Origin of the sequence: Stenotrophomonas sp. Pemsol, assembly GCF_003586545.1 — a bacterium.
Lineage (GTDB): Bacteria > Pseudomonadota > Gammaproteobacteria > Xanthomonadales > Xanthomonadaceae > Stenotrophomonas > Stenotrophomonas sepilia.
The window spans coordinates 694,265-714,534 of record NZ_CP025780.1 but is presented as its reverse complement, the minus strand read 5'-3'; the positions used below and the strand labels follow the sequence as shown (position 1 = coordinate 714,534).

Here is a 20,270-nt window from a genome sequence, read left to right as displayed (position 1 = left end):
AGTCCGTAGACCCCATTCAGTCTGTAATGCCCCACCCGCCCCCACCGAGCCTGATCGCCTGATGCCCTGGTCCCCGCTGCCCGCGTTCCCCGCCCACCTGCATGCCGCTGCGGCCCGCGTCCGCCTGGCCTGCTTCGACGTGGACGGTACCCTCACCGACGGTCGGCTGTACTACGACAAGGACGGCAACGAGAGCAAGGCGTACTTCGTGCAGGACGGTCTGGGCCTGAAACTGCTGCAGCAGCACGGCATCCACCCCGTGCTGATCACCGCGCGCAACAGCCAGTCCGCGCTCAAGCGCGGCGCCGACCTCGGCATCGACACCCAGATCGCCGTGGGCGACAAGCTGGCCAGCGTGCAGACGCTGTGCGCACAGCATGGCATCGGCCTGGAGCAGGTGGCCTTCATGGGCGACGACCTGCCGGACTTGGCGCCGCTGGGCGCGGTCGGCCTGGCGGTGGCGCCAGCCAACGCCCACCCGTGGATCGCCGAGCGCGTGCACTGGCAGACCCGCGCCGATGGCGGACGTGGCGCCGCCCGTGAACTGTGCGACATCCTGCTGGCCGCCCAGGGCCATGTGGACGCGGTGCTGGCGAGGTTCGGCGCATGAACCTGCCCACCCTGAACTGGCGCACCGTGCTCGGCATCGGCCTGCTGCTGGCGGCCCTGCTCAGCAGCTGGGCCGCCCTGCGCAACCGCGACAAGGGCCCGGCCACTGCCGGCCAGGACGCCGGCGTGGACTACATCCTGCACGACTTCCAGATCGTCGCGCTGGATGAGCAGGGCAAGGAATCGACCACCCTGCGCGCACCGCGGCTGGAACGCCAGCGTGGCGACCAGACCATCAACATCGCCACCCCACTGTTCGAGATGCCGGACAAGGATGGCAAGCACTGGACCCTGCGCGCCGAGACCGGCTGGCTCAGCGCCAAGGGCGACGAAATGAAGCTGCGTGGCAATGTCGCTGGCGACAGCCCGGCCGATCCGGGCGTGGTGCCGACCACGTTCCGCACCGACCACCTGGACGTGTTCCCGAAGGAGAACCGTGCCCGCACCGATGCGCGGGTCACCATGACCCGCCCCGGCATGGAACAGTCCGGCGTTGGCTTCGAGGTGGATTCCAAGAACAACACGTATCATTTCCTCAGCCAGTCCAAGGGCCGCTACACGCCCCGACGCTGATTCCGCCGCCCTCCTGCGACGTCCCCGGACCGGCGCAAGGACGGCAGCCCCCCCACCCGCCGCCGGTTTTCCGGACGGCCCCACCGGTAGAACGGACCCCGATGAAGATTCCCTTTGCAGCCGTACTCGCGCTCGGTCTCCTTGTTCCCAGCGCTGCCTTTGCCAAGTCCACCGACCGCAACGAGAACATGAACATCGAATCCGGCGCCCAGTCGGGCGTGCTGACCGGCGACGGCAAGACCGTGCTGTCGCAGGGGGTGACCGTCACCCAGGGCACGCTGGACCTCCGCTCGTCCGAAGCCGAGATCTACCTGAAGGATGGCGAAGCCGTGCGTGCGGTGTTCACCGGCAAGCAGGCCACGATGAAGCAGCAGCTCGACGATGGCACCTGGATGGACGCGGTGGCCGATCGCATCGACTACGACATCAAGACCGAGATCATCACCCTGACCGGCAACTACAAGGTCACCAGCGCGCGCGGCACCAATGCCGGCCAGCGCATGGTCTACAACACCCGCACCGGGGAGATGAACTCCGGTGGTGATGGCAGCCGTGTGCGCACCGTCATTCCGCCGAAGAACAAGAACGCGGCAGCACAGCCGGCCGCCGCACCCAAGGCAGCGGCTCCGGCCAGCACGCCGGCCAAGCCGGCGGGGAGCAAGAAGTAATGCTCGTCGCCAAGGGCCTGCGCAAGCGCTACAAGCAGCGCGAAGTCGTCAAGGACTTCGGGCTGACCCTCGACGCCGGTGAAGTGGTCGGTTTGCTCGGCCCCAACGGTGCCGGCAAGACCACCTGTTTCTACATGATCGTCGGCCTGGTCGCTGCGGATGCAGGCAGCATCGTGCTCGACGGCAAGGACATCACCAGCGACCCGATGTACACCCGTGCCAAGCAGGGCGTGGGCTACCTGCCGCAGGAGCCGTCGGTGTTCCGCAAGCTGACCGTGGCCGACAACCTCCGCCTGGTGCTTGAACTGCGCGAAGACCTGGATTCGGCCGGCCGCGAACGCGAATTGAACAGCCTGCTCGACGAGCTGCAGCTGGGCCATGTCGCCGACCAGCTCGGTGCCAGCCTGTCCGGTGGCGAACGTCGTCGCTGCGAGATCGCCCGCGCACTGGCCGCGCAGCCGCGCCTGATCCTGCTCGACGAACCGTTTGCCGGTGTCGACCCGATCTCGGTGGGCGAAATCCAGCGCATCGTCACCCATCTCAAGCAGCGTGGCATCGGCGTGCTGATCACCGACCACAACGTGCGCGAGACCTTGGGAATCTGCGACCGCGCGTATATCCTCGCCGAGGGCACCGTGCTGGCCCAGGGCTCGCCGGAGGCGATCCTGGACAACGCTGACGTACGTCGCGTCTACCTTGGGGATTCCTTCAAGCTGTGACCGCAGGTGCTGGGTCCCTTTCCTTCCGTTCGGCACAGGCATGAAGACTCGGCTGCAGACATCGTTGGGACAGCAGCTGGTGCTCACCCCCCAGCTGCAGCAGGCGATCAAGCTGCTGCAGATGTCCACGACCGAGCTGGAGCTTGAAATCGCCCAGGCCGTGGAAAGCAATCCGCTGCTGGACTGGGCCGACAGCAACGACAGCAGTGCCGCCAATGAAGGCGGCGACAACACGGACGCCGACACGCCGGCCGAACGCGCCGACAATGGCGACGACTGGGCACCGGCCGAGCTCGACTGGAGCGCTGCCGGCAGTGGCGGCAGCTTCGACGATGACGACGACAACGGCAGCGCTGCCGAGCGCGTAGCCGAAACCGAAACACTGGCCGACCATCTGCTGTGGCAGCTGCATCTGTCGCATCTGTCCTCGCGTGATCGCAGCATCGGCGCGGCACTGATCGATGCATTGGACGACGACGGGTACCTGCGCGAGCCGCTGGCCACCATCGCTGAAACCCTGTTGCCGGCGATCCACGCCGACGAGGACGAGATCCTCGCCGTGCTGCATCGCATCCAGCGCTTCGATCCGGTGGGTGTGGCTGCACGCACGCTGGGCGAATGCCTGCTGCTGCAGCTGGATGTGCTGGCCGGCGACACGCCCGGCCTGATCCTGGCGCGGCAGATTGCCGCAGGCCCCTTGGAACGGTTGCCGCGCAGCGGCGTCGCCGGGCTTGCCCATGAGTTGAAGCAGCCGCTAGACGAGGTCGAGACTGCCGTGGCGCTGCTGCGCTCGCTGGACCCGCGCCCGGGCACGCAGATCGCACCGCTTTCGCAGGATACCTACGTGGTGCCCGACGTGGTGGTGTGGCGGCAGAACGGCATCTGGCGCGCGGCGCTGGCCGCCCATGCCGGGCCAAAGGTGGTGATCCACCGTGGCTACGAACAGCTGATCCGCCGCTGTGGCGAGGCCGACGCCGGCTACCTGCGTGGCCAGTTGCAGGAGGCGCGCTGGCTGCTGAAGGGCCTGCAGCAGCGCGGTGAAACCCTGCTGCGGGTGGTGCGCAGCCTGATCCACCAGCAGGCCGGTTTCCTCGAGTTCGGCGAACAGGCGCTGCGTCCGCTGACCCTGCGCGAGATCGCCGCCGAACTGGGCCTGCACGAGTCGACGGTGTCGCGCGCGATCGCCCGCAAGCATGTGCGCACGCCGCGCGGCACGCTGCCGCTGCGTGCCTTCTTCGCCTCGGGCATCGATACCGAAGGCGGTGGCGAGGCGTCCAGCACCGCCATCCAGGCGATGATCCGGCGCCTGATCGACGACGAAAACCCGCGCAAGCCGCTTTCTGACGCCAAGCTGGCTGACCTGCTCAAATCGTCGGGAATTCCAGTAGCGCGACGCACCGTGGCGAAGTATCGTGAAGCCATGAACATCTCCGCCTCGCACGAAAGGGTCAGAATCGCTTGACACGCCGCCGCGCCCGGCGGAGAGGTTCATTGGCACATCCGAACACAGGAGAAACCCGATGCGCATCGAAACGTTTGGCAAAGACGTCGAAGTCACCCCGGCCCTGCAGTCCTATGTGGAGGAGAAGCTGGCCCGGATCGGAAAACACTTCGACCAGCACTGCGAAGCGCGGGTGACCCTCAAGCTGCAGAAGACCGAACACCACGTCGACGCCAGCCTCAACATCCCGGGGCAGACCCTGCACGCCGAGGCCGGCGGCCAGACCATGTATGCCGCGATCGACCTGCTTGCGGACAAGCTTGACCGCCTGGTCATCAAGCACAAGGAGAAAAAACAGCAGCACGCACCGCTGCCGGTGGGTGACAATGGTGGCTGATCGCCACCGTTCCCCGCAGACATGCCCCTGACTGACCTCCTGGCGGCCGTGCAGACCCAGCTCTGCGCGGCCACCGACCGCGACAGCGTCCTGCAGGCCGCCGCCGGGTTGCTGGCCTGCCGCCAGGCCAACGCCGAACAGATCTATCTGAACCTGTGCCAGCGCGAAGCCCTGGGCAGCACCGCGATCGGCCACGGTATCGCCATCCCCCACGGCCGCGCACCGACCCTGGACCGCCCCCGTGGCGCGCTGCTGCGCCTGGCGACCCCGGTCGACTTCGGCGGCGATGAGCCGGTGGACCTGGTGTTCGCGATGGCCGTCCCGGCCCACTACACCCACCAGCACCTGATGCTGCTGTCCGAGCTGGCCGAGCTGTTTTCCGCGCCGGATATCCGCCAGGCCCTGCGTGAAGCCGGCGATGCCCGGGCCCTGCGCGAGGCGCTGGACATGACCCCACCTGCGAGCGCCGCATGAATACCAGCATCACCGCCCGTGAACTGTTCGAACAGCAGCGCGAGCGGCTGGGGCTGCGCTGGGCCGCCGGCAAATCCGGTGAGAAGCGCGAGCTGGAGGCCGGCAACACGGTCTCGCGGCGTCCCTCGCTGGCCGGCTACCTCAACGCCATCTATCCCAACAAGGTGCAGATCCTGGGCACCGAGGAACTGTCCTGGCTGGATGCGCTGGAACCGCGCCAGCGCTGGGAGACCATCGAAAAGATCATGCAGTCGCACCCGCTTGCGCTGGTGCTGACCCGCAACCAGGCCTGCCCCGAAGACCTGCGCGCCGCCGCCGATGAATCCGGCACGCCGCTGTGGTTGTCGCCCAAGCGCGGCCACGAACTGCTGAACCACCTGTCCTACCACCTGGCGCGCACGCTCGCGCCGAGGGTGATCCTGCACGGCGTGTTCATGGAGATCTATTCCATTGGCGTGCTGATCACCGGTGAGGCCGGGTCGGGCAAGAGCGAGCTGGCACTGGAACTGCTCAGCCGTGGTCACCGCCTGGTCGCCGACGACGCCCCCGAGTTCACCCAGATCGCCCCGGACGTGCTCGACGGCACCTGCCCCGAACTGCTGCAGGACCTGCTGGAAGTGCGCGGCCTGGGCGTGCTGAACGTGCGCGAGATGTTCGGCGACACGGCTGTAAAGAAGAACAAGTACCTTCGGCTGATCGTTCACCTGACCAAGCCGATGACCGAACCCACCCCGCATGGCTACGAGCGCCTGACCGGCGACTCGGGCACCCGCCATGTGCTGGATCTGGACGTTCCGCTGATCACCCTGCCGGTGATGCCCGGCCGCAACCTGGCCGTGCTGACCGAAGCCGCCACCCGCCTGCACATCCTGCGCACCAAGGGCATTGACCCGGCGGCCATGTTCATCGCCCGCCACAGCAACCTGTTGGAACGGCGAACTCCCTGATCCTCCTGCCCCTCGAAGAGCCTGTCCATGAGCACCGCAATCCCCACCGCCCCGACCCTGATCATCGTCAGCGGCCTGTCCGGCTCGGGTAAATCCGTCGCCCTGAAGACCTTCGAGGACCAGGACTACTACTGCTCGGACAACCTGCCGATCCACCTGCTGCCGGATTTCGTGCGCAGCCTGCTGGCCAACCACGACGGCAGCGCACCGCGCCGCTTGGCCGTAGGCATCGATGTCCGCGGCCAGGCTGACCTGAGCCAGCTGGGCGACTGGCGGCAGCTGGCCACCGACGCCGGCGTGGAAGTGAAGGTACTGTTCTTCGAGGCCAGCGACGAAACGGTGCTCAAGCGCTACGCCGACACCCGTCGTCGCCATCCGCTGAGCCAGCTGGGCCTGTCGCTGCCCGAAGCGATCGCCCGCGAGCGCGAGCTGACCGCACCGTTGCGCCGCGAGGCCGATGCGGTGATCGATACCAGCACCCTCAACGTGCACCAGCTTCGGCGGCGGATCATCACCGAGTTCGCGATGGACCATGCCACTGGCCTGTCGCTGCTGTTCGAATCATTCGCCTACAAGCGCGGCGTACCGGCCGAGGCGGACTTCGTGTTCGATGCGCGGGTGCTGCCCAACCCACACTGGGACCCGGACCTGCGCGCGCTGAGCGGCCGCGAACCCGGCGTGCGCGACTACCTGGAAGCGCAGCCGGACGTGCAGCGCTACCTGGCCCAGCTGATGGATTTCCTCGATACGTGGCTGCCGAAACTGGGGGATGGCACCCGCAGCTACGTGACCGTGGCGTTCGGCTGCACCGGCGGCAAGCACCGCTCGGTGTTCCTGGCCGAGCGCATGGCCCGGCACGCCCGCGAGATGGGCTGGCAGGACGTGGCCACCTACCACCGCGAACAGGATTGAGGGTGGTCGGCCGGGCTGCGGCCGGCACCCGTTGGTAGTGCCGGCCGCTGGCCGGCAACAGCAACAGAAACAGCAAAAGCGGCATTCCGTGGGATGGCGGGGCGGTGTGGGTAGGCAGGACACGCCGTGAACCCGTCCATGGGGGCTCGATGGCGCCATCCATGGCGCCAACGGTCCTGCCTACCCACATTGCCCCGCCTCTGACAGATTCCGTGCGCTGTTGGTAGGTGTCGACCTTGGTCGACACGGTAGATCCACGCCATGCGTGGATGAATCGCTGCCAGGCATCGAAAAACGCATGGGGTCGGATCCCTTTTTCAATGAAAAAGGGCCCCGACCCGAGCAACACTGAATACGGGACACAGTACCCCTCATCTGCTGCTATCGCCGATTCACCTTGACCTGTTAACGTGCAGTAATGACCTGTGGCATTCTCCTCGTAACACATCCCGGGGTCGGGACCGCCCTGCTTGACGTGGCGACCCGGCTCCTGCGGCAGTTGCCGCTGAAAACCGAAGCTTTCGAAGTACCGTTCGACGCAGACCTGGACGCCCTGCTCCCGCTCGCCTCGGCCGCTTTGCGGCGGGTCGATGGAGGTGACGGCGTGCTGATCCTGACCGACCTGTACGGCGCCAGCCCCGCCAACCTTGCCGGGCAGCTGGCCCGGCTGGGGACCCCGGTTCGCCGGGTATCGGCGCTGAGCCTGCCGATGTTGCTGCGGGTGATGAATTATCCGGAACAGGGACTGGATCAACTGCCTGCCACAGCCGCGGCGGGTACCCGTAATGGAGCGATAGTCGACGATGCTTGAACGAGAACTCACCGTCAGCAACCGCCTGGGCCTGCATGCCCGGGCCACCGCCAAGCTGGTGCAGACCCTGGCGCCGTTCCGCTGCAACGTGACCATGGCCGCCAAGGGCCGTGAGATCAACGCCAAGAGCATCATGGGCGTGATGCTGCTGGCCGCCGGCCAGGGCACCCCGGTCACCGTGCGCATCAACGGCGAGGACGAAGCCGCCGCGATGGAAGCGGTGGTCGGCCTGTTCGAACGCCGCTTCGACGAGGACAGCTGAGCGTGCCGCGCGCACGCGCCAGCCAGGTCCCTTCCGGCCAACGGCCGGTACAGCTGCTGGCCGGCCACGGCGCCGCGCGAGGAACGGCGATGGGCCGGGCACGCGTGCGACTGCCGCATGCGCTGGAGGTGGCCGAGCAGCGCGTGGCCGCCCACCAGGTCGAGGCCGAACTGGCGCGCCTGCACCGGGCGCTGGATGCCGCGCGTACGGAAATGCACGAGCTGCGCCAGCGCCTGCATGGCGCCCTGAACCAGGAAGTGGGCGAGTTCCTCGACCTGCACGCGCTGCTGCTGGACGACCCCGAGCTGCTGTACGGCCTGGACGAGCTGATCCGCAGTGGCCCGTACAGCGCCGGCTATGCCTTGCGCCTGCAGCGCGACCGCCTGGCCAAGGTCTTCGATGGCATGGACGATGCCTATCTGAAGAGCCGCATGGACGATCTCGACCATGTGATCGGGCGCATCCACGCCTTCCTGCAACCCGAACGGCCGTCGGCAGTGAAAGGCCTGGCCGGCGAGATCCTGGTCTGTGACAACATCGCGCCCTCCGAGCTGGCGCAGCTGCAGGCACAGGGCGTAGTCGGCATCGTCACGGCCGCCGGCAGCGCGCTGTCGCACAGCGCGATCCTGGCGCGCAGCCTGCACCTGCCCCTGATCGTCAACGTGCCGCAGCTGCTCAGCCGCATCGCCGATGGCGATGTGCTGATCATCGATGGCGCCGACGGCAGCATCACCGTCAACCCGCAGGCCGACAACCTGCGGGACTACCGCGTCCGGCTGAAGGAACATGCGCGCGAGCAGCGCGAGCTCGGCCGCCTGCGCAGCAAGCCCAGCCGTACCCGCGACCAGGTCGACATTGCCCTGCTGGCCAATGCCGAATCGCTGGAAGACGTGACCCAGGCGCATGCACTGGGCGCGCAGGGGCTCGGCCTGTACCGCACCGAATTCCTGTTCCTGCAGCGCAATGAGCTGCCGGACGAAGAAGAGCAGTTCCAGACCTACCGCGATGCCGCGCTGGGCATGAGCGGGCGGCCGGTCACCATACGCACGCTGGACCTGGGCGCGGACAAGGCCGACCGTACCGGCCTGACCCTGAGCAACGAAGAGAACCCTGCACTCGGCCTGCGCGGGGTGCGCCTGTCGCTGGCACGGCCGAAAGTGGCCGACACCCAGCTGCGCGCGATCCTGCGCGCGTCTGCATACGGCAAGCTGCGCGTACTGGTGCCGATGGTCAGCACCCGCGAGGAGCTGCTGGCCGTGCGCCGGCGCATGCTCAAACTGACCGAACAGCTGCGCGGCGAAGGGCACATGGTGTCCGACCACGTACCGCTGGGCGCGATGATCGAAGTCCCCGCCGCTGCGCTGGCGCTGGAGAGCTTCATCGACCTGGTCGATTTCCTGTCGATCGGCACCAACGATCTGGTGCAGTACCTGCTGGCTGCCGACCGCAACAACGAGGCGCTGGGCGAGTTGTATTCACCGCTGCACCCGGCCGTGCTGCGGCTGCTGCAGATGGTGATCGAGACCGGCGCGCGTCACCGCATCCCGGTGGCGGTCTGCGGCGAGATGGCCGGTGATGCCCGGATGACCCCGCTGCTGCTGGCGCTGGGCCTGAGCGAGTTCAGCCTGCATCCGGGTACGTTGCTGGAGGTACGCCGCGCGATACGCGAAGCCGACCTGTCCGTGCTGCGCGCGCGCGCGCCGAAGCTGCTGACCGCGCGCGACCGCCGCGCCATCGAACGCTGGCTGGCGCTGGTGGCGGACGCGTCCTGATTTGCGCGCTACGCGCTCGCCTGGCATGGCCCGGCGGAACATGTGGAACCGCTGGCCGCTGGCCCGACGCAGATTCGATCCGCAGAAGCAGCCCCTTGTTGTTCAAGGGGCGCGCCGACAGGCGGGGGATAAGGTTGAATGCGTGGACCCCGGTGGCCGCAGGCCAGCGGGGTATCCGGTGAAACATCGCCTTGCGATAATGACGCGCTGAACACCCCTGTTGCCGCATCCTTGCCGGGATCGCGGCTTTTCTTATCCCGCGGGAGCTGCGATGGCTGAAGCTGTACGCCACGACAAGACTGCGCGCCAACTGCGGATGCTGTCCGATGCACTGGACAGCGGCCGGCTGGGCCCGGTACGTCGCCTGGTCAACACCCTGGCCCCGGCCGAGATCGGCAACCTGCTTGAATCGCTGCCGCCGGGCAAGCGCGAGGTGGTGTGGGGCCTGGTCGATCCTGAAGACGACGGCGAGGTGCTGGTCCACGTCGGCGAGGACGTGCGCGAAAGCCTGCTCGCGGACATGGACCCGGACGAGATCATCGCCGCGGTCGAAGACCTGGACATCGACGATCTGGCCGACCTGGTCGAAGACCTGCCGGATACGGTCATCGATGAAGTCCTCAAGTCGATGGACCGCGAGAACCGCGAGCGGCTGGAACAGGTGTTGTCCTATCCCGAGGACAGCGCCGGCCGCCTGATGAACCCGGACGTGGTGACCGTGCGCGCCGACGTCAACGTCGACGTGGTGCTGCGCTACCTGCGCCTGCGCGGCGAATTGCCTGACCACACCGACCACCTGTTCGTGGTCAGCCGGCGGCACCAGTATCTCGGCCGGGTGTCGCTGGCGGCACTGGTGACCCACGAGGACACCACCCCGATCAACCGCCTGATCGACGACGAGCAGCCGGCCATCGACGTCGGCGAGAGCGACCAGGAAGTGGCACGGCAGTTCTCCGACCATGACTGGATCTCCGCACCGGTGGTGGACGAGAACAACATCCTCGTTGGCCGCATCACCATTGATGACGTGGTCGACATCATCCGCGGCCAGGCCGAGCACCAGGCGCTGGGCGCCGCCGGCCTGGACGAGGACGAGGACCTGTTCAGCCCGGTCTGGCGCGCCATGCGCCGCCGCCTGATGTGGCTGTCGATCAACCTGTGCACGGCCTTCCTGGCCTCCAGCGTGGTCGGCCACTTCGAGGGTACGATCGACAAGCTGGTGGCGCTGGCGGTGCTGATGCCGATCGTGGCCGGCCTCGGCGGCAATGCCGGCACCCAGGTGCTGGCGCTGATGGTGCGCGGCCTGGCATTGGGCCAGGTGGGCGCCTCCAACGCGCGCACGCTGCTGTGGAAGGAAGTGCGGGTGGCCGCGCTCAACGGCCTGCTGCTCGGCTCGATCCTGGGACTGATCGTGCTGGTCTGGTTCCACTCGCCCGGGCTGTCGGCGGTGATCGCCATCGCGCTGACCTGCAATCTGCTGTTTGCGGCGCTGGCCGGCGTACTGGTGCCGCTGACCCTGAAACGCTTCGGCTTCGACCCGGCGCTGGCCAGTGGCATCTTCCTGACTGCCGTGACCGACTCGATGGGCTTCTTCACCTTCCTCGGCCTGGCCACGCTGGTGCTGCTGCACTGATCCCTGCCGGGCCGGATCCCCGCAACGCGGAGCTCCGACCCACACCAAGACCCAGGGTCGGATCCCCGCAGCGCGGGGCTCTGACCCGATTCCAACTGGACCCTCATGGCCACCACGATCGAAAACTATTTCCAGCCCGGCTGGCGCGACCAGCAGCACACCTGCCCGGCCTGCGAATGGAAGGGCAGCTCGCGTGCCATGGAGATGGAGCTGGACGAGGACGCCACCGAGTACGCCTGTCCGGTCTGCGAAAACCCGTTGCTGGTGGTGCTGCATCCGGACATGGCACAGGTGCAGGCCGCGGCCGCCAGCGGCAATGCCGAAGCCCAGGAACAGCTGGACATCATCGCCAGCTTTCCGCGCCCGCAGTGATGCGGCGCATGATGCCGCATTGACCTGCGGCGGACTAGGATGCGGCTGAACCCACCGCTCCTGGAACGTCAATGGTCCGTACGATGATGCGCTGGCTGCCGATGCTGGCGATCCTGATGATGGCCGGCTGCGCCTCGCAGCCGGACAGCGCGCGCGGCCACTTCGAATCGCGTGCGGTGAAAGTGGATGGCCGTACCGCCTATTACCAGGTGTTCATTCCGGCCACCGCGGCGCGCACGCCTGGCGCACTGCCGGTGGTGCTGTTCCTGCATGGATCCGGCGAGCGTGGCGGCGACGGCGTCAAGCAGACCCATGCCGGGCTGGGGCCGCACCTGCGCAGGCACGCGGCCGACTTCCCCGCGTTGGCCGTATTCCCGCAGGTGCCGGGCCGCCAGGAATGGAGCGGGCGCAACAACCGCGTTGCGCTGGCCGCCCTGGACGCCACCATCGCCGAGTTCGGTGCCGATCCCTCGCGGCAGTACCTGACCGGGATGTCGATGGGCGGCTATGGCAGCTGGAACATCGCGCTGGATCAACCCGGGCGCTTCGCCGCGATCGTGCCGGTATGCGGCGCGGTGCTGGCGCCGCGCGCGGTGCGTCCGACCCTGTTCGTCGAACAGGTGGCCCAGGAATCCGATCCGTATGCCGTGATCGCCAAGCGGCTTCGGCACACACCGATCTGGATCTTCCATGGTGCGCTGGATGACGTGGTGCCGCCGGACGACGACCGCAAGCTGCACGCCGCCTTCCAAAGCGCCGCTGCACGCGACGTGCGCTACACCGAGTACCCGGAGGGCAACCACAATGCCTGGGACGCCACCTACGCGGACCCGGCAATGTGGGCATGGCTGTTCGCGCAGAAGCGCTGAACCGCGGCTTCTGCTGGGAAACACCTGTTGGTGGATACCTACCGTTGGTCGGCTTGGGTATGGGTGGGTGCCGACCGTTGGTCGGCACTATCTCTCCGCTTCGGGGTAATCCATTGCTTGGTACCTCCCATCGATCTCCCATCGGCACCAGGCATACGGATACTCTCCCACTCACCTCGCCAAGTTCGCCCTGACCGGGTTGGCGACGATGTACATCGCATGGCGAAACAGTGATTCTTCAGAACGAATGGCGTGATCGTGATAGCTCGATTGCCAAAATGGTCCTGTCTTGCCCAGCATGCGGTTGATCCGCAATGCACTGCTCGATTTGAAGCGTTGCATGATGTAGTCCAGCGAGAACGCACGGATCTCCACAAGCCAATGGATGTGGTCCGGCATGACCACATAGGCAAGTGAGTGCGTCAGGCCCTCATCATCAATGCGACGGAACACATCCATCACCTCCTGTGCCACAGTGGCATCATCGAAGCAGCGTCGACGTTCCTGGGTGACGGTGGTCAGGATGCAGGATTGCCCGATCCGGGAATGGCGGCCAAGGCGTAGGCGTGCGCGGTTCATGGGCCCAAGCGTGCGCCTGCCGGTATCTCTCTTCTATCGGGCAACACGTCAATACAGGTAGGCCCGAAACCATTCAATGGCCAGGCCCGCACTTCACCGCACTGATGGTTCAGTGCCGACCAACGGTCGGCACCCACCGGATCGGCTGAGAACAGATCAGCCGTGCCGACCAACGGTCGGCACCCACCGGATCGGCTGAGGACAGATCAGCCGTGCCGACCAACGGTCGGCACCCACCAAAGTGGTCAGCCCAGCAAGGTTTCCAGCACGGCCATGCGCACGGCGACGCCGTTGGCGACCTGGCGCAGCACCCACGATTGCGGGCCATCGGCCACGTCGTCGGTCACTTCCACGCCGCGGTTGATCGGCCCCGGGTGCAGTACCGCAGCGTCCTTGCCGGCACGCGCCAGGCGCTCGCGGGTCAGGCCGTACTGCGCGTGGTACTGCTCCAGCGACGGCACCAGGCCTTCTTCCATGCGCTCGCGCTGCAGGCGCAGCATCATCAGCGCGTCGACGCCTTCCAGCATCGCGTCGAAATCATCGCCGACCACGCAACCCTTCAGGGTCTCGTCATCCGGCAGCAGCGACTGCGGGCCGCACACGCGGATCTCGCCCACGCCCAGCGTGCGCAGCGCATGCAGGTCGGTGCGGGCCACGCGCGAGTGCTTCACGTCGCCGACGATCACCACCTTCAGCTTCGAGAAATCCGGGCCCTTGGCCTGGCGCAGGGTCAGCATGTCCAGCAGGCCCTGGGTCGGGTGCGCGCTGCGGCCGTCGCCGGCATTGATCAGCGCGGTACCCTCGCCCGCAGCGTCGGCAAGCGCGGCCACGGCGCCGTCATCGGGGTGGCGCACCACAAAGCCGCGCACGCCCATCGCTTCCAGGTTGCGCAGCGTGTCGCAGGCGGTTTCGCCCTTGCGCGTGGACGAGGTCGAGGCATCGAAGTTCAGCACGTCGGCGCCCAGGCGCTGCGCGGCCAGCTGGAACGAGCTGCGGGTGCGCGTGGACGGCTCGAAGAACAGCGTGCACACCGCCGAACCAGCCAGCACGTGGCGCTTGTTGCCGACACGGCCGACTGCGGCGTCGCGGATCTGCCCTGCCCGATCGAGCAACTGCAGCAGGGTTTCGCGTGGCAGGCCCTCCAGGGTCAGCAGGTGGCGCAGGCGTCCGGAGGCATCGATTTGCTGGGCAGTCATGGCGGGAGTCGTGCAGTCAGGGAATGGGGGTGGCGTCGTCGGGGGACGACAGCCAGCGGTCGATGATCACCGCCGCGGCCACGGCGTCGAGGGCGGCCGCATCACGACGACGCTTGCGCCCTTCGGCGCGCTCGACGGCGAAACGGCGGGCAGCCTCGACCGAGCTGGAACGCTCGTCGATCATCACCACCGGCAGCTTGAAGCGCTCCCGCAGCTGGCGGGCAAAGCCCTGCGCACGCTTGCGGTTGGGCTGGTCCTGGCCGTCCAGGGTCAGCGGGTCGCCGACCACCAGGCCGTCGGGCTTCCATTCCTTGAGCAGGCGTTCGATCGCGGTCCAGTCCGGGCCGTTGCCGTGCACATCGACCACCGCCACCGCGCGCGCATGCGCGGCAAAGGCACTGCCGATGGCCACGCCGATCCGCCGCGAGCCGACATCAAAACCCAGGACCGTGCCGTCACGACGGATGGCCGGGGCAGCAGAATCCGGTGCGGGCGTGATGGGCTCAGACATGGCCGCTGTAGTCAGTCAGCCGGAACAGGTCGACACCGATACGCGAAGCCGCACCCTGCCAGCGCTGCTCCAGCGGCAGCTGGAACACCAGCTCGGCATCGGCCGGCACGGTCAGCCAGCTGTTCTCGGACAGCTCGCTTTCCAGCTGCCCTGCGCCCCAACCGGCACAGCCGAGGGTGACCACCGCATTGGCCGGGCCTTCGCCGCGCGCCATCGCTTCGAGGATGTCGCGCGAGGTGGTCAGGTACAGGCCGTGGCCCACGGTCAGGCTGGAATCCCACGCGCGCGCGTCGTCATGGATGACGAAGCCGCGCTCGGGATGCACCGGGCCGCCATTGAGCACCATGCGCGCCTGCAGGTCGCCATCACCGGTGGTGATGTCCATCTGCGCGAGCACTTCACCCAGCGTGTATTCGGAAGGCTGGTTGACCAGCACGCCCATCGCCCCGTTCTCGTCGTGCTGGCAGATCAGCGCGACGCTGCGGGCAAAGGTCGCGTCGAGCAGCGACGGCAGCGCGACGAGCAGGTGATCGGCAAGGGAGGTCGGCATTACAGGCATGGGCCCATTCTACCTGCTGGGGGCGGGATGGTCGCGCGATGGCGCCGAACCACGATGGGCTAGGATGGTGCTTTGCCACGGAAGGTCATTGATGCCGTCTTCTTCGCCCCTGACCCTGCCGGCACGCAGCGCCATCATCCTGCTTGCCCTGCTGCAGGGCCTGATGCTGTATGCCGCGCAGGAGCTGTCCGATGCGTGGCCGTTCCGCGATATCGGCTGGCGCTATTGCTGGTACGCCTGGGTGCTGGCCATTCCCAGCGCAGTGGCGCTGAGCCTGGTGGAACTGGGCCAGCGCCGCCTGTGGCTGCAGGCCGTGCTTGGCTCGACGGTGGTGCTGGCGCTGGCCGGCTGGATCGGCTGGAACCTCACTGGCGAGACCGCACTGGAATCGGGCGCGCTGCAGTTTCCGTTGACCCTGGGCATGGCCGTGGCGGTGTTCGTGGCCCTGCCCTGGTGGCAGTTCCAGCTGCAGCATGGGCACTGGCGCGCCAGCTACCCCGAGTTGTTCGAGCGCGCCTGGCAGAACGGTTTGACCCTCGCTTTGGCGGCGCTGTTCACCGGGCTGACCTGGCTGCTGCTGTGGCTGTGGGCAGCGCTGTTCCAACTGCTGGACGTGAATGTCTTCCGCGACCTGTTCCGGCAGGACGCTTTCATCGCACTGGCCACCGGCAGCCTGGCCGGGTTCGGCGTGCTGATCGGGCGCACCCAGCACCGTGCGATCCAGATCACCCGCCAGGTGCTGTTCGCGATCTGCCGCGGGCTGCTGCCGCTGCTGTCGTTCATCGCCGTATTGTTCGTGCTGAGCCTGCCGCTTACCGGGCTGGAGCCGCTGTGGAAGACCCGTTCGGCCGCCAGCCTGCTGGTGGTGGTGTCGCTGCTGCTGGTGACGTTCACCAATGCGGTCTACCAGCAGGGGGAAGACAGTGCCCCCTACCCTCTCGTGCTGCGCAGGCTGGTCGAAGCCAGCCTGCTGACACTGCCGGTTTACGCCGCGCTGGCACTGTATGCATTGGGCCTGCGCGTGGCGCAGTACGGCTGGACCCTGGATCGCTTCTGGGCGGTGCTCGTCGCATTGGCCACGGCCGGCTATGCCGTGGGCTACGCGCTGGCGGTGCTGCGCCGGCAGCGCCGCTGGCTGCAGATGCTGGAGCCGGTCAACCGCTGGATGTGCTGGGCGGTGCTGGCACTGGCCCTGCTGGGCAACTCGCCCCTGCTGGACCCGGTGCGGCTGACCCTGTCCAGCCAGCTGGCGCGGCTGCGCGCGGACCCGCCGGCGATCACCAGCAGCGACGTCAACGTGCTGCGCTTCGATCTGGGGCGCCGTGGCGTGCAGGCGCTGCGCGAACTGCAGCGCGATCCGGCCATCACCGCCGATGCCAACGCGCCACAGGTGATCGCTGCAGCACTGGCACGCACCTCACGCTGGGACGACGGCCACCGCCTCGACAAGGGGCCGCAGGACGTGGCCGCCCTGCAGCGCGCGCTGAAGCGGGCCAAGGGATCCAGTTCTCCACCGGACGACTGGTGGAAAGCTCTGGCCACCCGATCGATCAATGGCGAATCCTGCGCCCAGAGCGAGCGCGACTGCCTGATCGTGCATCGCGACCTGGACGGCGATAGTACCGGCGAGGTGCTGCTGTGCGAGCTGAACACCCACCGTGGACCGGACTGCGTGCTGTACGCACGTGGCAAGGATTCGCAGTGGCGCCGGGCCGGTGCGCTGTTCGGCACCGTCAGCGGCCAGGCCGAGACGATCAACCAGGCCCTGCGTGACGGCAGACTCACGCTCATTCCACCGCGCTGGCCGATGCTGTCCATCGGCGGGCACCCTGCGGTGGCCATCGATCCCGAATCCGAATCTGATTCCAACGAGCCTTCCCCATGAGCGGCTACTGCCTCATCGCCCCGGGCCATCCGGTGCACGACTATTACCACGCCAACGAGTACGGCTTCCCGCAGCGTGACGAGCGCGAGCTGTTCGAGCGACTGGTGCTGGAAATCAACCAGGCCGGCCTGAGCTGGGAAACGATCCTGAAGAAGCGCGAGGGCTTCCGCGCGGCCTACGACGGCTTCGATGTGGACCGCGTGGCCGCGTATGCCGAGCAGGACATCGAGCGCCTGCTGTCGGACGCGGGCATCATCCGCAACCGCCTGAAGGTGCTGGCGGCGATCCACAACGCGCAGGTGATCCAGCAGCTGCGGGCCAGCCATGGCAGCTTCGCGGCGTGGCTGGATGCACACCACCCGCGCAGCAAGGCCGACTGGGTGAAGCTGTTCAAGAAGACCTTCCGCTTCACCGGCGGCGAGATCACCGGCGAATTCCTGATGAGCCTGGGCTACCTGCCCGGTGCGCACGCCGAGGATTGCCCGGTGCATGCGCGGCTGCTGATGCTGTCGCCGCCGTGGTTGAAGGCCGCCGCCCGCTGATGGATATCCGCCGGGCATGGCCCGGCGCTGCCATGCATGGGTTCCGGTAGTGCCGGCCGCTGGCCGGCAACACCGTTGAACGTCACACGCCCATGTAGCGGCCAGGGCGGTGGTTGAACATCAGCACGAGGCTGAGCACCACCGCGCCGATGGCCGAGTACAGCACCTTCGACGGCGACAACACGAAGAACGCGGCCACCATCAGGCACGCGTCGTAGGACATCTGCACCTTGCCCGCGCTCCAGCCACGGGTGCGCTGCAGGTACACCGCCAGGATGCCGATGCCGCCAAGGCTTGCACGGTGGCGGATGAAGAACAGGATGCCCAGGCCGGACAACGCACCGCCGACAATCGCCGAGTACAGCGGGTTGATGTGCGAGAAGTCGATCCAGCGCGGCAGCAGGTCGGTCAGCACGCCACAGGCGGTGACCGCGGCGAAGGTCTTCAGGGTGAATTCCCAGCCCATGCGCCGCAGCGCCACCCAGTAGAACGGCAGGTTGACCAGCACGAACACCAGGCCGAAGTTCCAGCCCATCGCGTAGTGCAGCAGGAAGGCCATGCCCGCCATGCCGCCGATCATCAGCCCGCCCTTGGCGAAGATGGCCAGGCCCAGCGAGGCCACCATCGTGGCCAGCACCATGCCCTGCACGTCCTCGGCGATCGAGTGACGCAGCGCTTTGTCGTCGGCGGTGGTGCCGGCGCTGTCGGGCGGCGGGGTCAGCGGACCGGCGGTGACCAGGTGGCCGTCAGCGTCGTCGCACGGCGCGGGGCCATGGGAGGGAAGGGACATGCGGGTGGGGAACAGCAGGTGGGGAGCGGTATTAGACACGATCTGCATGACAGTTGCAGATGAAATCGTTCAGCTGAATGCGCCCCAGCCCGCCCTCCGCCGGCCGCCGGTCACCCCTTGCCGGCCAGATGGTGCGCCACCAGCGCGTTGGCGTGCCCATGGCCCAGGCCGTGTTCGCTCTTCAGGAAGCTGACCAGTTCCATGTGCTTGAGGCCCTTCTTTTTCGACAGCAGGCCGAACCAGTGCGCCACCGGCTGCCCGTAGGTCTTCTCGATGGAGGGGAAGTACGAGGCCGGGCCTTTCGGCTTGGTGTCAGTGCTCATCTGCAGCTCCCGTTGAAGTCATGCATTCGACGAACCACAGTCCCTGAAATCGACATCCCTACACGCCCGACCCAGTGCCGACCAACGGTCGGCACCCACCAAAGCAGAATGCCGTTCCAACAGCTCGCGGGAAACTGTCGAAGGCGGGGTGGGTCCGGTTGAGGGGGCGTGAGCCGCATGGGCCCGAGGCATGCCTCGGGCGGGTTGGGCAAGACGCCCAACCCCGGTCTTGCCGTGTGCGCAGGACAGCGCACACGAGCAAGCGGCGACCGAGCCTTATCTGATGGAAATCTGTCAGCGTAGGTGTCGAGAGCCGGCGTGGGCCGCCTACCGTGCCCGTCTCATGGAGGGGCCAGGCCCCTCCGTCAACACAGTTGCTACATGTATTTACGGCGCCCCCCTCAACCGGACCCACCCCGCCATCCCACGGAATGCACGCATTTGACGTTGACGTTGCCTTGGCTTGAAGCAGGTGCCGGGCGCAGCCCGGCCGTATCATTCCCGCATGCCCCGCGAAAATCTCAACGATCTGCAGGCCTTTGTCCACGTTGCCCGCGAGGGCAGCTTCACCAAGGCTGCCGCCCAGCTGGGCGTGTCCCAGTCCGCGCTAAGCCATGCCATGCGCGGACTGGAGCAGCGCCTGGGCGTGCGCCTGCTGACCCGCACCACCCGCAGCGTCTCGACCACCGAAGCCGGTGCCCGCCTGCTCGATACCCTGGGCCCGCGCCTGGCCGAGATCGAGGACGGGCTGGCCGCGCTGGCCGAGTACCGTGAACGCCCGGCCGGCACCATCCGCATCAATGCCACCGGCCACGCCGCCGAGTACATCGCCTGGCCCAGGCTGGCGCCGCTGCTGCAGCAGTACCCGGATTTGAAGGTGGAACTGGCGGCCGACTACGGGTTGGCCGACATCGTGGCCGAGCGCTACGACATCGGCATCCGCCTGGGCGAGCGGCTGGCGCGCGACATGATCGCCGTACCGATCAGCCCGCCGCTGCGCATGCGCGTGGTCGGGGCGCCCAGCTACTTCCGCCAGCACGTGGTGCCGCGGCACCCGGACGACCTGGCCGGGCACAACTGCGTGACCCTGCGGCTGCCTACGCATGGTGGGCTGATGCCGTGGGATTTCGGCCAGGACGGCAATGAACTGAGCGTGCGCGTGAGCGGCCAGTGGACGTTCAACACCATGGGCATGACCCGCACCGCTGCGCTGGCCGGCAGCGGGTTGGCCTGGCTGCCGCAAGACCAGGTGCAGCCGATGCTGGACGATGGACGGCTGCAATCAGTGCTGGACGACTGGTGCCCGCACTTCGATGGTTACTACGCGTATTACCCTTCGCGCCGCCACGTGACCGTGGCGATGCGGACGGTGCTTGATGCGCTGCGCGGGCCGATGGCTGGATGAGGTGTGCGGACCAACGGTCCG

At 67.4% G+C, this 20,270-nt stretch carries 23 protein-coding genes and 1 pseudogene; 18 read left to right on the top strand and 6 right to left on the bottom strand.

Translation table 11 applies throughout. From position 1 onward, the window contains the following. The first annotated feature begins 61 nt into the window (after positions 1-61). The 15 genes from PEM_RS03285 (at position 62) to PEM_RS03215 (ending at position 12,459) form a co-directional block, all read left to right on the top strand. Positions 62-610 (top strand): HAD hydrolase family protein, encoded by a 549-nt coding sequence (locus tag PEM_RS03285; protein ID WP_065177942.1) that lies wholly within the window; start codon positions 62-64, stop codon positions 608-610. Further along, positions 607-1,182: an LPS export ABC transporter periplasmic protein LptC gene (gene lptC, locus PEM_RS03280; RefSeq protein ID WP_005415560.1), complete on the top strand. Its 576-nt coding sequence runs from the start codon at positions 607-609 to the stop codon at positions 1,180-1,182. Before PEM_RS03285 ends, lptC begins: the two co-directional genes overlap by 4 nt. Before the next feature lie 101 nt (positions 1,183-1,283). After that, a complete protein-coding gene (lptA, locus tag PEM_RS03275; protein ID WP_005415559.1) occupies positions 1,284-1,850 on the top strand; it encodes a lipopolysaccharide transport periplasmic protein LptA in 567 nt (188 codons plus the stop codon). Continuing rightward, entirely contained in the window at positions 1,850-2,569 is a 720-nt protein-coding gene (lptB, locus tag PEM_RS03270) for an LPS export ABC transporter ATP-binding protein (protein ID WP_005415558.1), read from the top strand. Before lptA ends, lptB begins: the two co-directional genes overlap by 1 nt. A 40-nt stretch (positions 2,570-2,609) precedes the next feature. Beyond that, on the top strand, positions 2,610-4,031 hold the full coding sequence (locus PEM_RS03265) for an RNA polymerase factor sigma-54 (protein WP_005415557.1): 1,422 nt from the start codon (positions 2,610-2,612) through the stop codon (positions 4,029-4,031). Between the two features lie 58 nt (positions 4,032-4,089). Next, on the top strand, positions 4,090-4,407 hold the full coding sequence (gene raiA / locus PEM_RS03260) for a ribosome-associated translation inhibitor RaiA (RefSeq protein WP_005415556.1): 318 nt from the start codon (positions 4,090-4,092) through the stop codon (positions 4,405-4,407). Positions 4,408-4,428: 21 nt separating this feature from the next. Beyond that, positions 4,429-4,881 carry a PTS sugar transporter subunit IIA gene (locus tag PEM_RS03255; protein ID WP_111126888.1) on the top strand — a complete coding sequence of 151 codons (453 nt, stop codon included), beginning with the start codon at positions 4,429-4,431 and terminating at the stop codon, positions 4,879-4,881. After that, the gene (gene hprK / locus PEM_RS03250) at positions 4,878-5,828 is read left to right on the top strand and encodes an HPr(Ser) kinase/phosphatase (protein ID WP_005408388.1); all 951 of its coding nucleotides are present in this window, start codon (positions 4,878-4,880) and stop codon (positions 5,826-5,828) included. Before PEM_RS03255 ends, hprK begins: the two co-directional genes overlap by 4 nt. 27 nt (positions 5,829-5,855) lie before the next feature. Then, entirely contained in the window at positions 5,856-6,740 is an 885-nt protein-coding gene (gene rapZ / locus PEM_RS03245) for an RNase adapter RapZ (RefSeq protein WP_005415554.1), read from the top strand. Positions 6,741-7,158: 418 nt separating this feature from the next. Further along, positions 7,159-7,551 (top strand): hypothetical protein, encoded by a 393-nt coding sequence (locus PEM_RS03240; RefSeq protein ID WP_005408386.1) that lies wholly within the window; start codon positions 7,159-7,161, stop codon positions 7,549-7,551. Beyond that, positions 7,544-7,813, top strand: coding sequence for an HPr family phosphocarrier protein (locus PEM_RS03235; protein WP_005408385.1), 270 nt, complete (start codon positions 7,544-7,546; stop codon positions 7,811-7,813). The genes PEM_RS03240 and PEM_RS03235 overlap by 8 nt, the downstream gene beginning before the upstream one ends. Positions 7,814-7,815: 2 nt before the next feature. Further along, positions 7,816-9,585, top strand: a complete 1,770-nt coding sequence (gene ptsP / locus PEM_RS03230; protein ID WP_070490160.1) for a phosphoenolpyruvate--protein phosphotransferase — start codon at positions 7,816-7,818, stop codon at positions 9,583-9,585. 271 nt (positions 9,586-9,856) lie between these two features. Then, positions 9,857-11,218 carry a magnesium transporter gene (gene mgtE, locus PEM_RS03225; protein WP_049410631.1) on the top strand — a complete coding sequence of 454 codons (1,362 nt, stop codon included), beginning with the start codon at positions 9,857-9,859 and terminating at the stop codon, positions 11,216-11,218. Positions 11,219-11,323: 105 nt separating this feature from the next. Continuing rightward, positions 11,324-11,590: a hypothetical protein gene (locus PEM_RS03220; RefSeq protein ID WP_005415551.1), complete on the top strand. Its 267-nt coding sequence runs from the start codon at positions 11,324-11,326 to the stop codon at positions 11,588-11,590. A gap of 71 nt (positions 11,591-11,661) precedes the next feature. Next, the gene (locus PEM_RS03215; RefSeq protein ID WP_111126890.1) at positions 11,662-12,459 is read left to right on the top strand and encodes a prolyl oligopeptidase family serine peptidase; all 798 of its coding nucleotides are present in this window, start codon (positions 11,662-11,664) and stop codon (positions 12,457-12,459) included. An 87-nt stretch (positions 12,460-12,546) separates the two neighbouring features. On the opposite strand, the pseudogene PEM_RS03210 reads toward PEM_RS03215, so the two are convergent. The 4 genes and pseudogenes from PEM_RS03210 to PEM_RS03195 form a co-directional block, all read right to left on the bottom strand. Further along, positions 12,547-13,038, bottom strand: a pseudogene (locus PEM_RS03210) (transposase). Between the two features lie 245 nt (positions 13,039-13,283). Further along, positions 13,284-14,234: an aspartate carbamoyltransferase catalytic subunit gene (locus tag PEM_RS03205; RefSeq protein WP_065197103.1), complete on the bottom strand. Its 951-nt coding sequence runs from the start codon at positions 14,232-14,234 to the stop codon at positions 13,284-13,286. 16 nt (positions 14,235-14,250) lie between these two features. Beyond that, a complete protein-coding gene (ruvX, locus tag PEM_RS03200; RefSeq protein WP_005408378.1) occupies positions 14,251-14,745 on the bottom strand; it encodes a Holliday junction resolvase RuvX in 495 nt (164 codons plus the stop codon). After that, positions 14,738-15,304, bottom strand: a complete 567-nt coding sequence (locus PEM_RS03195; RefSeq protein ID WP_049410646.1) for a YqgE/AlgH family protein — start codon at positions 15,302-15,304, stop codon at positions 14,738-14,740. Before PEM_RS03195 ends, ruvX begins: the two co-directional genes overlap by 8 nt. A 91-nt stretch (positions 15,305-15,395) precedes the next feature. Between PEM_RS03195 and PEM_RS03190 the strand changes: the two genes are divergently transcribed. Further along, positions 15,396-17,189, top strand: coding sequence for a DUF4153 domain-containing protein (locus PEM_RS03190; protein ID WP_111126892.1), 1,794 nt, complete (start codon positions 15,396-15,398; stop codon positions 17,187-17,189). Continuing rightward, positions 17,186-17,731: a DNA-3-methyladenine glycosylase I gene (locus PEM_RS03185; RefSeq protein WP_072168202.1), complete on the top strand. Its 546-nt coding sequence runs from the start codon at positions 17,186-17,188 to the stop codon at positions 17,729-17,731. The genes PEM_RS03190 and PEM_RS03185 overlap by 4 nt, the downstream gene beginning before the upstream one ends. 82 nt (positions 17,732-17,813) lie before the next feature. Here PEM_RS03185 and PEM_RS03180 read toward each other — a convergent pair whose 3' ends face one another. Next, positions 17,814-18,521: a YitT family protein gene (locus PEM_RS03180; protein ID WP_005415543.1), complete on the bottom strand. Its 708-nt coding sequence runs from the start codon at positions 18,519-18,521 to the stop codon at positions 17,814-17,816. A 110-nt stretch (positions 18,522-18,631) separates the two neighbouring features. Beyond that, the gene (locus PEM_RS03175) at positions 18,632-18,844 is read right to left on the bottom strand and encodes a DUF4287 domain-containing protein (protein WP_099553959.1); all 213 of its coding nucleotides are present in this window, start codon (positions 18,842-18,844) and stop codon (positions 18,632-18,634) included. A gap of 505 nt (positions 18,845-19,349) precedes the next feature. Between PEM_RS03175 and PEM_RS03170 the strand changes: the two genes are divergently transcribed. Beyond that, a complete protein-coding gene (locus tag PEM_RS03170; protein WP_095377009.1) occupies positions 19,350-20,249 on the top strand; it encodes a LysR family transcriptional regulator in 900 nt (299 codons plus the stop codon). The last annotated feature ends 21 nt before the right edge of the window (positions 20,250-20,270 follow it).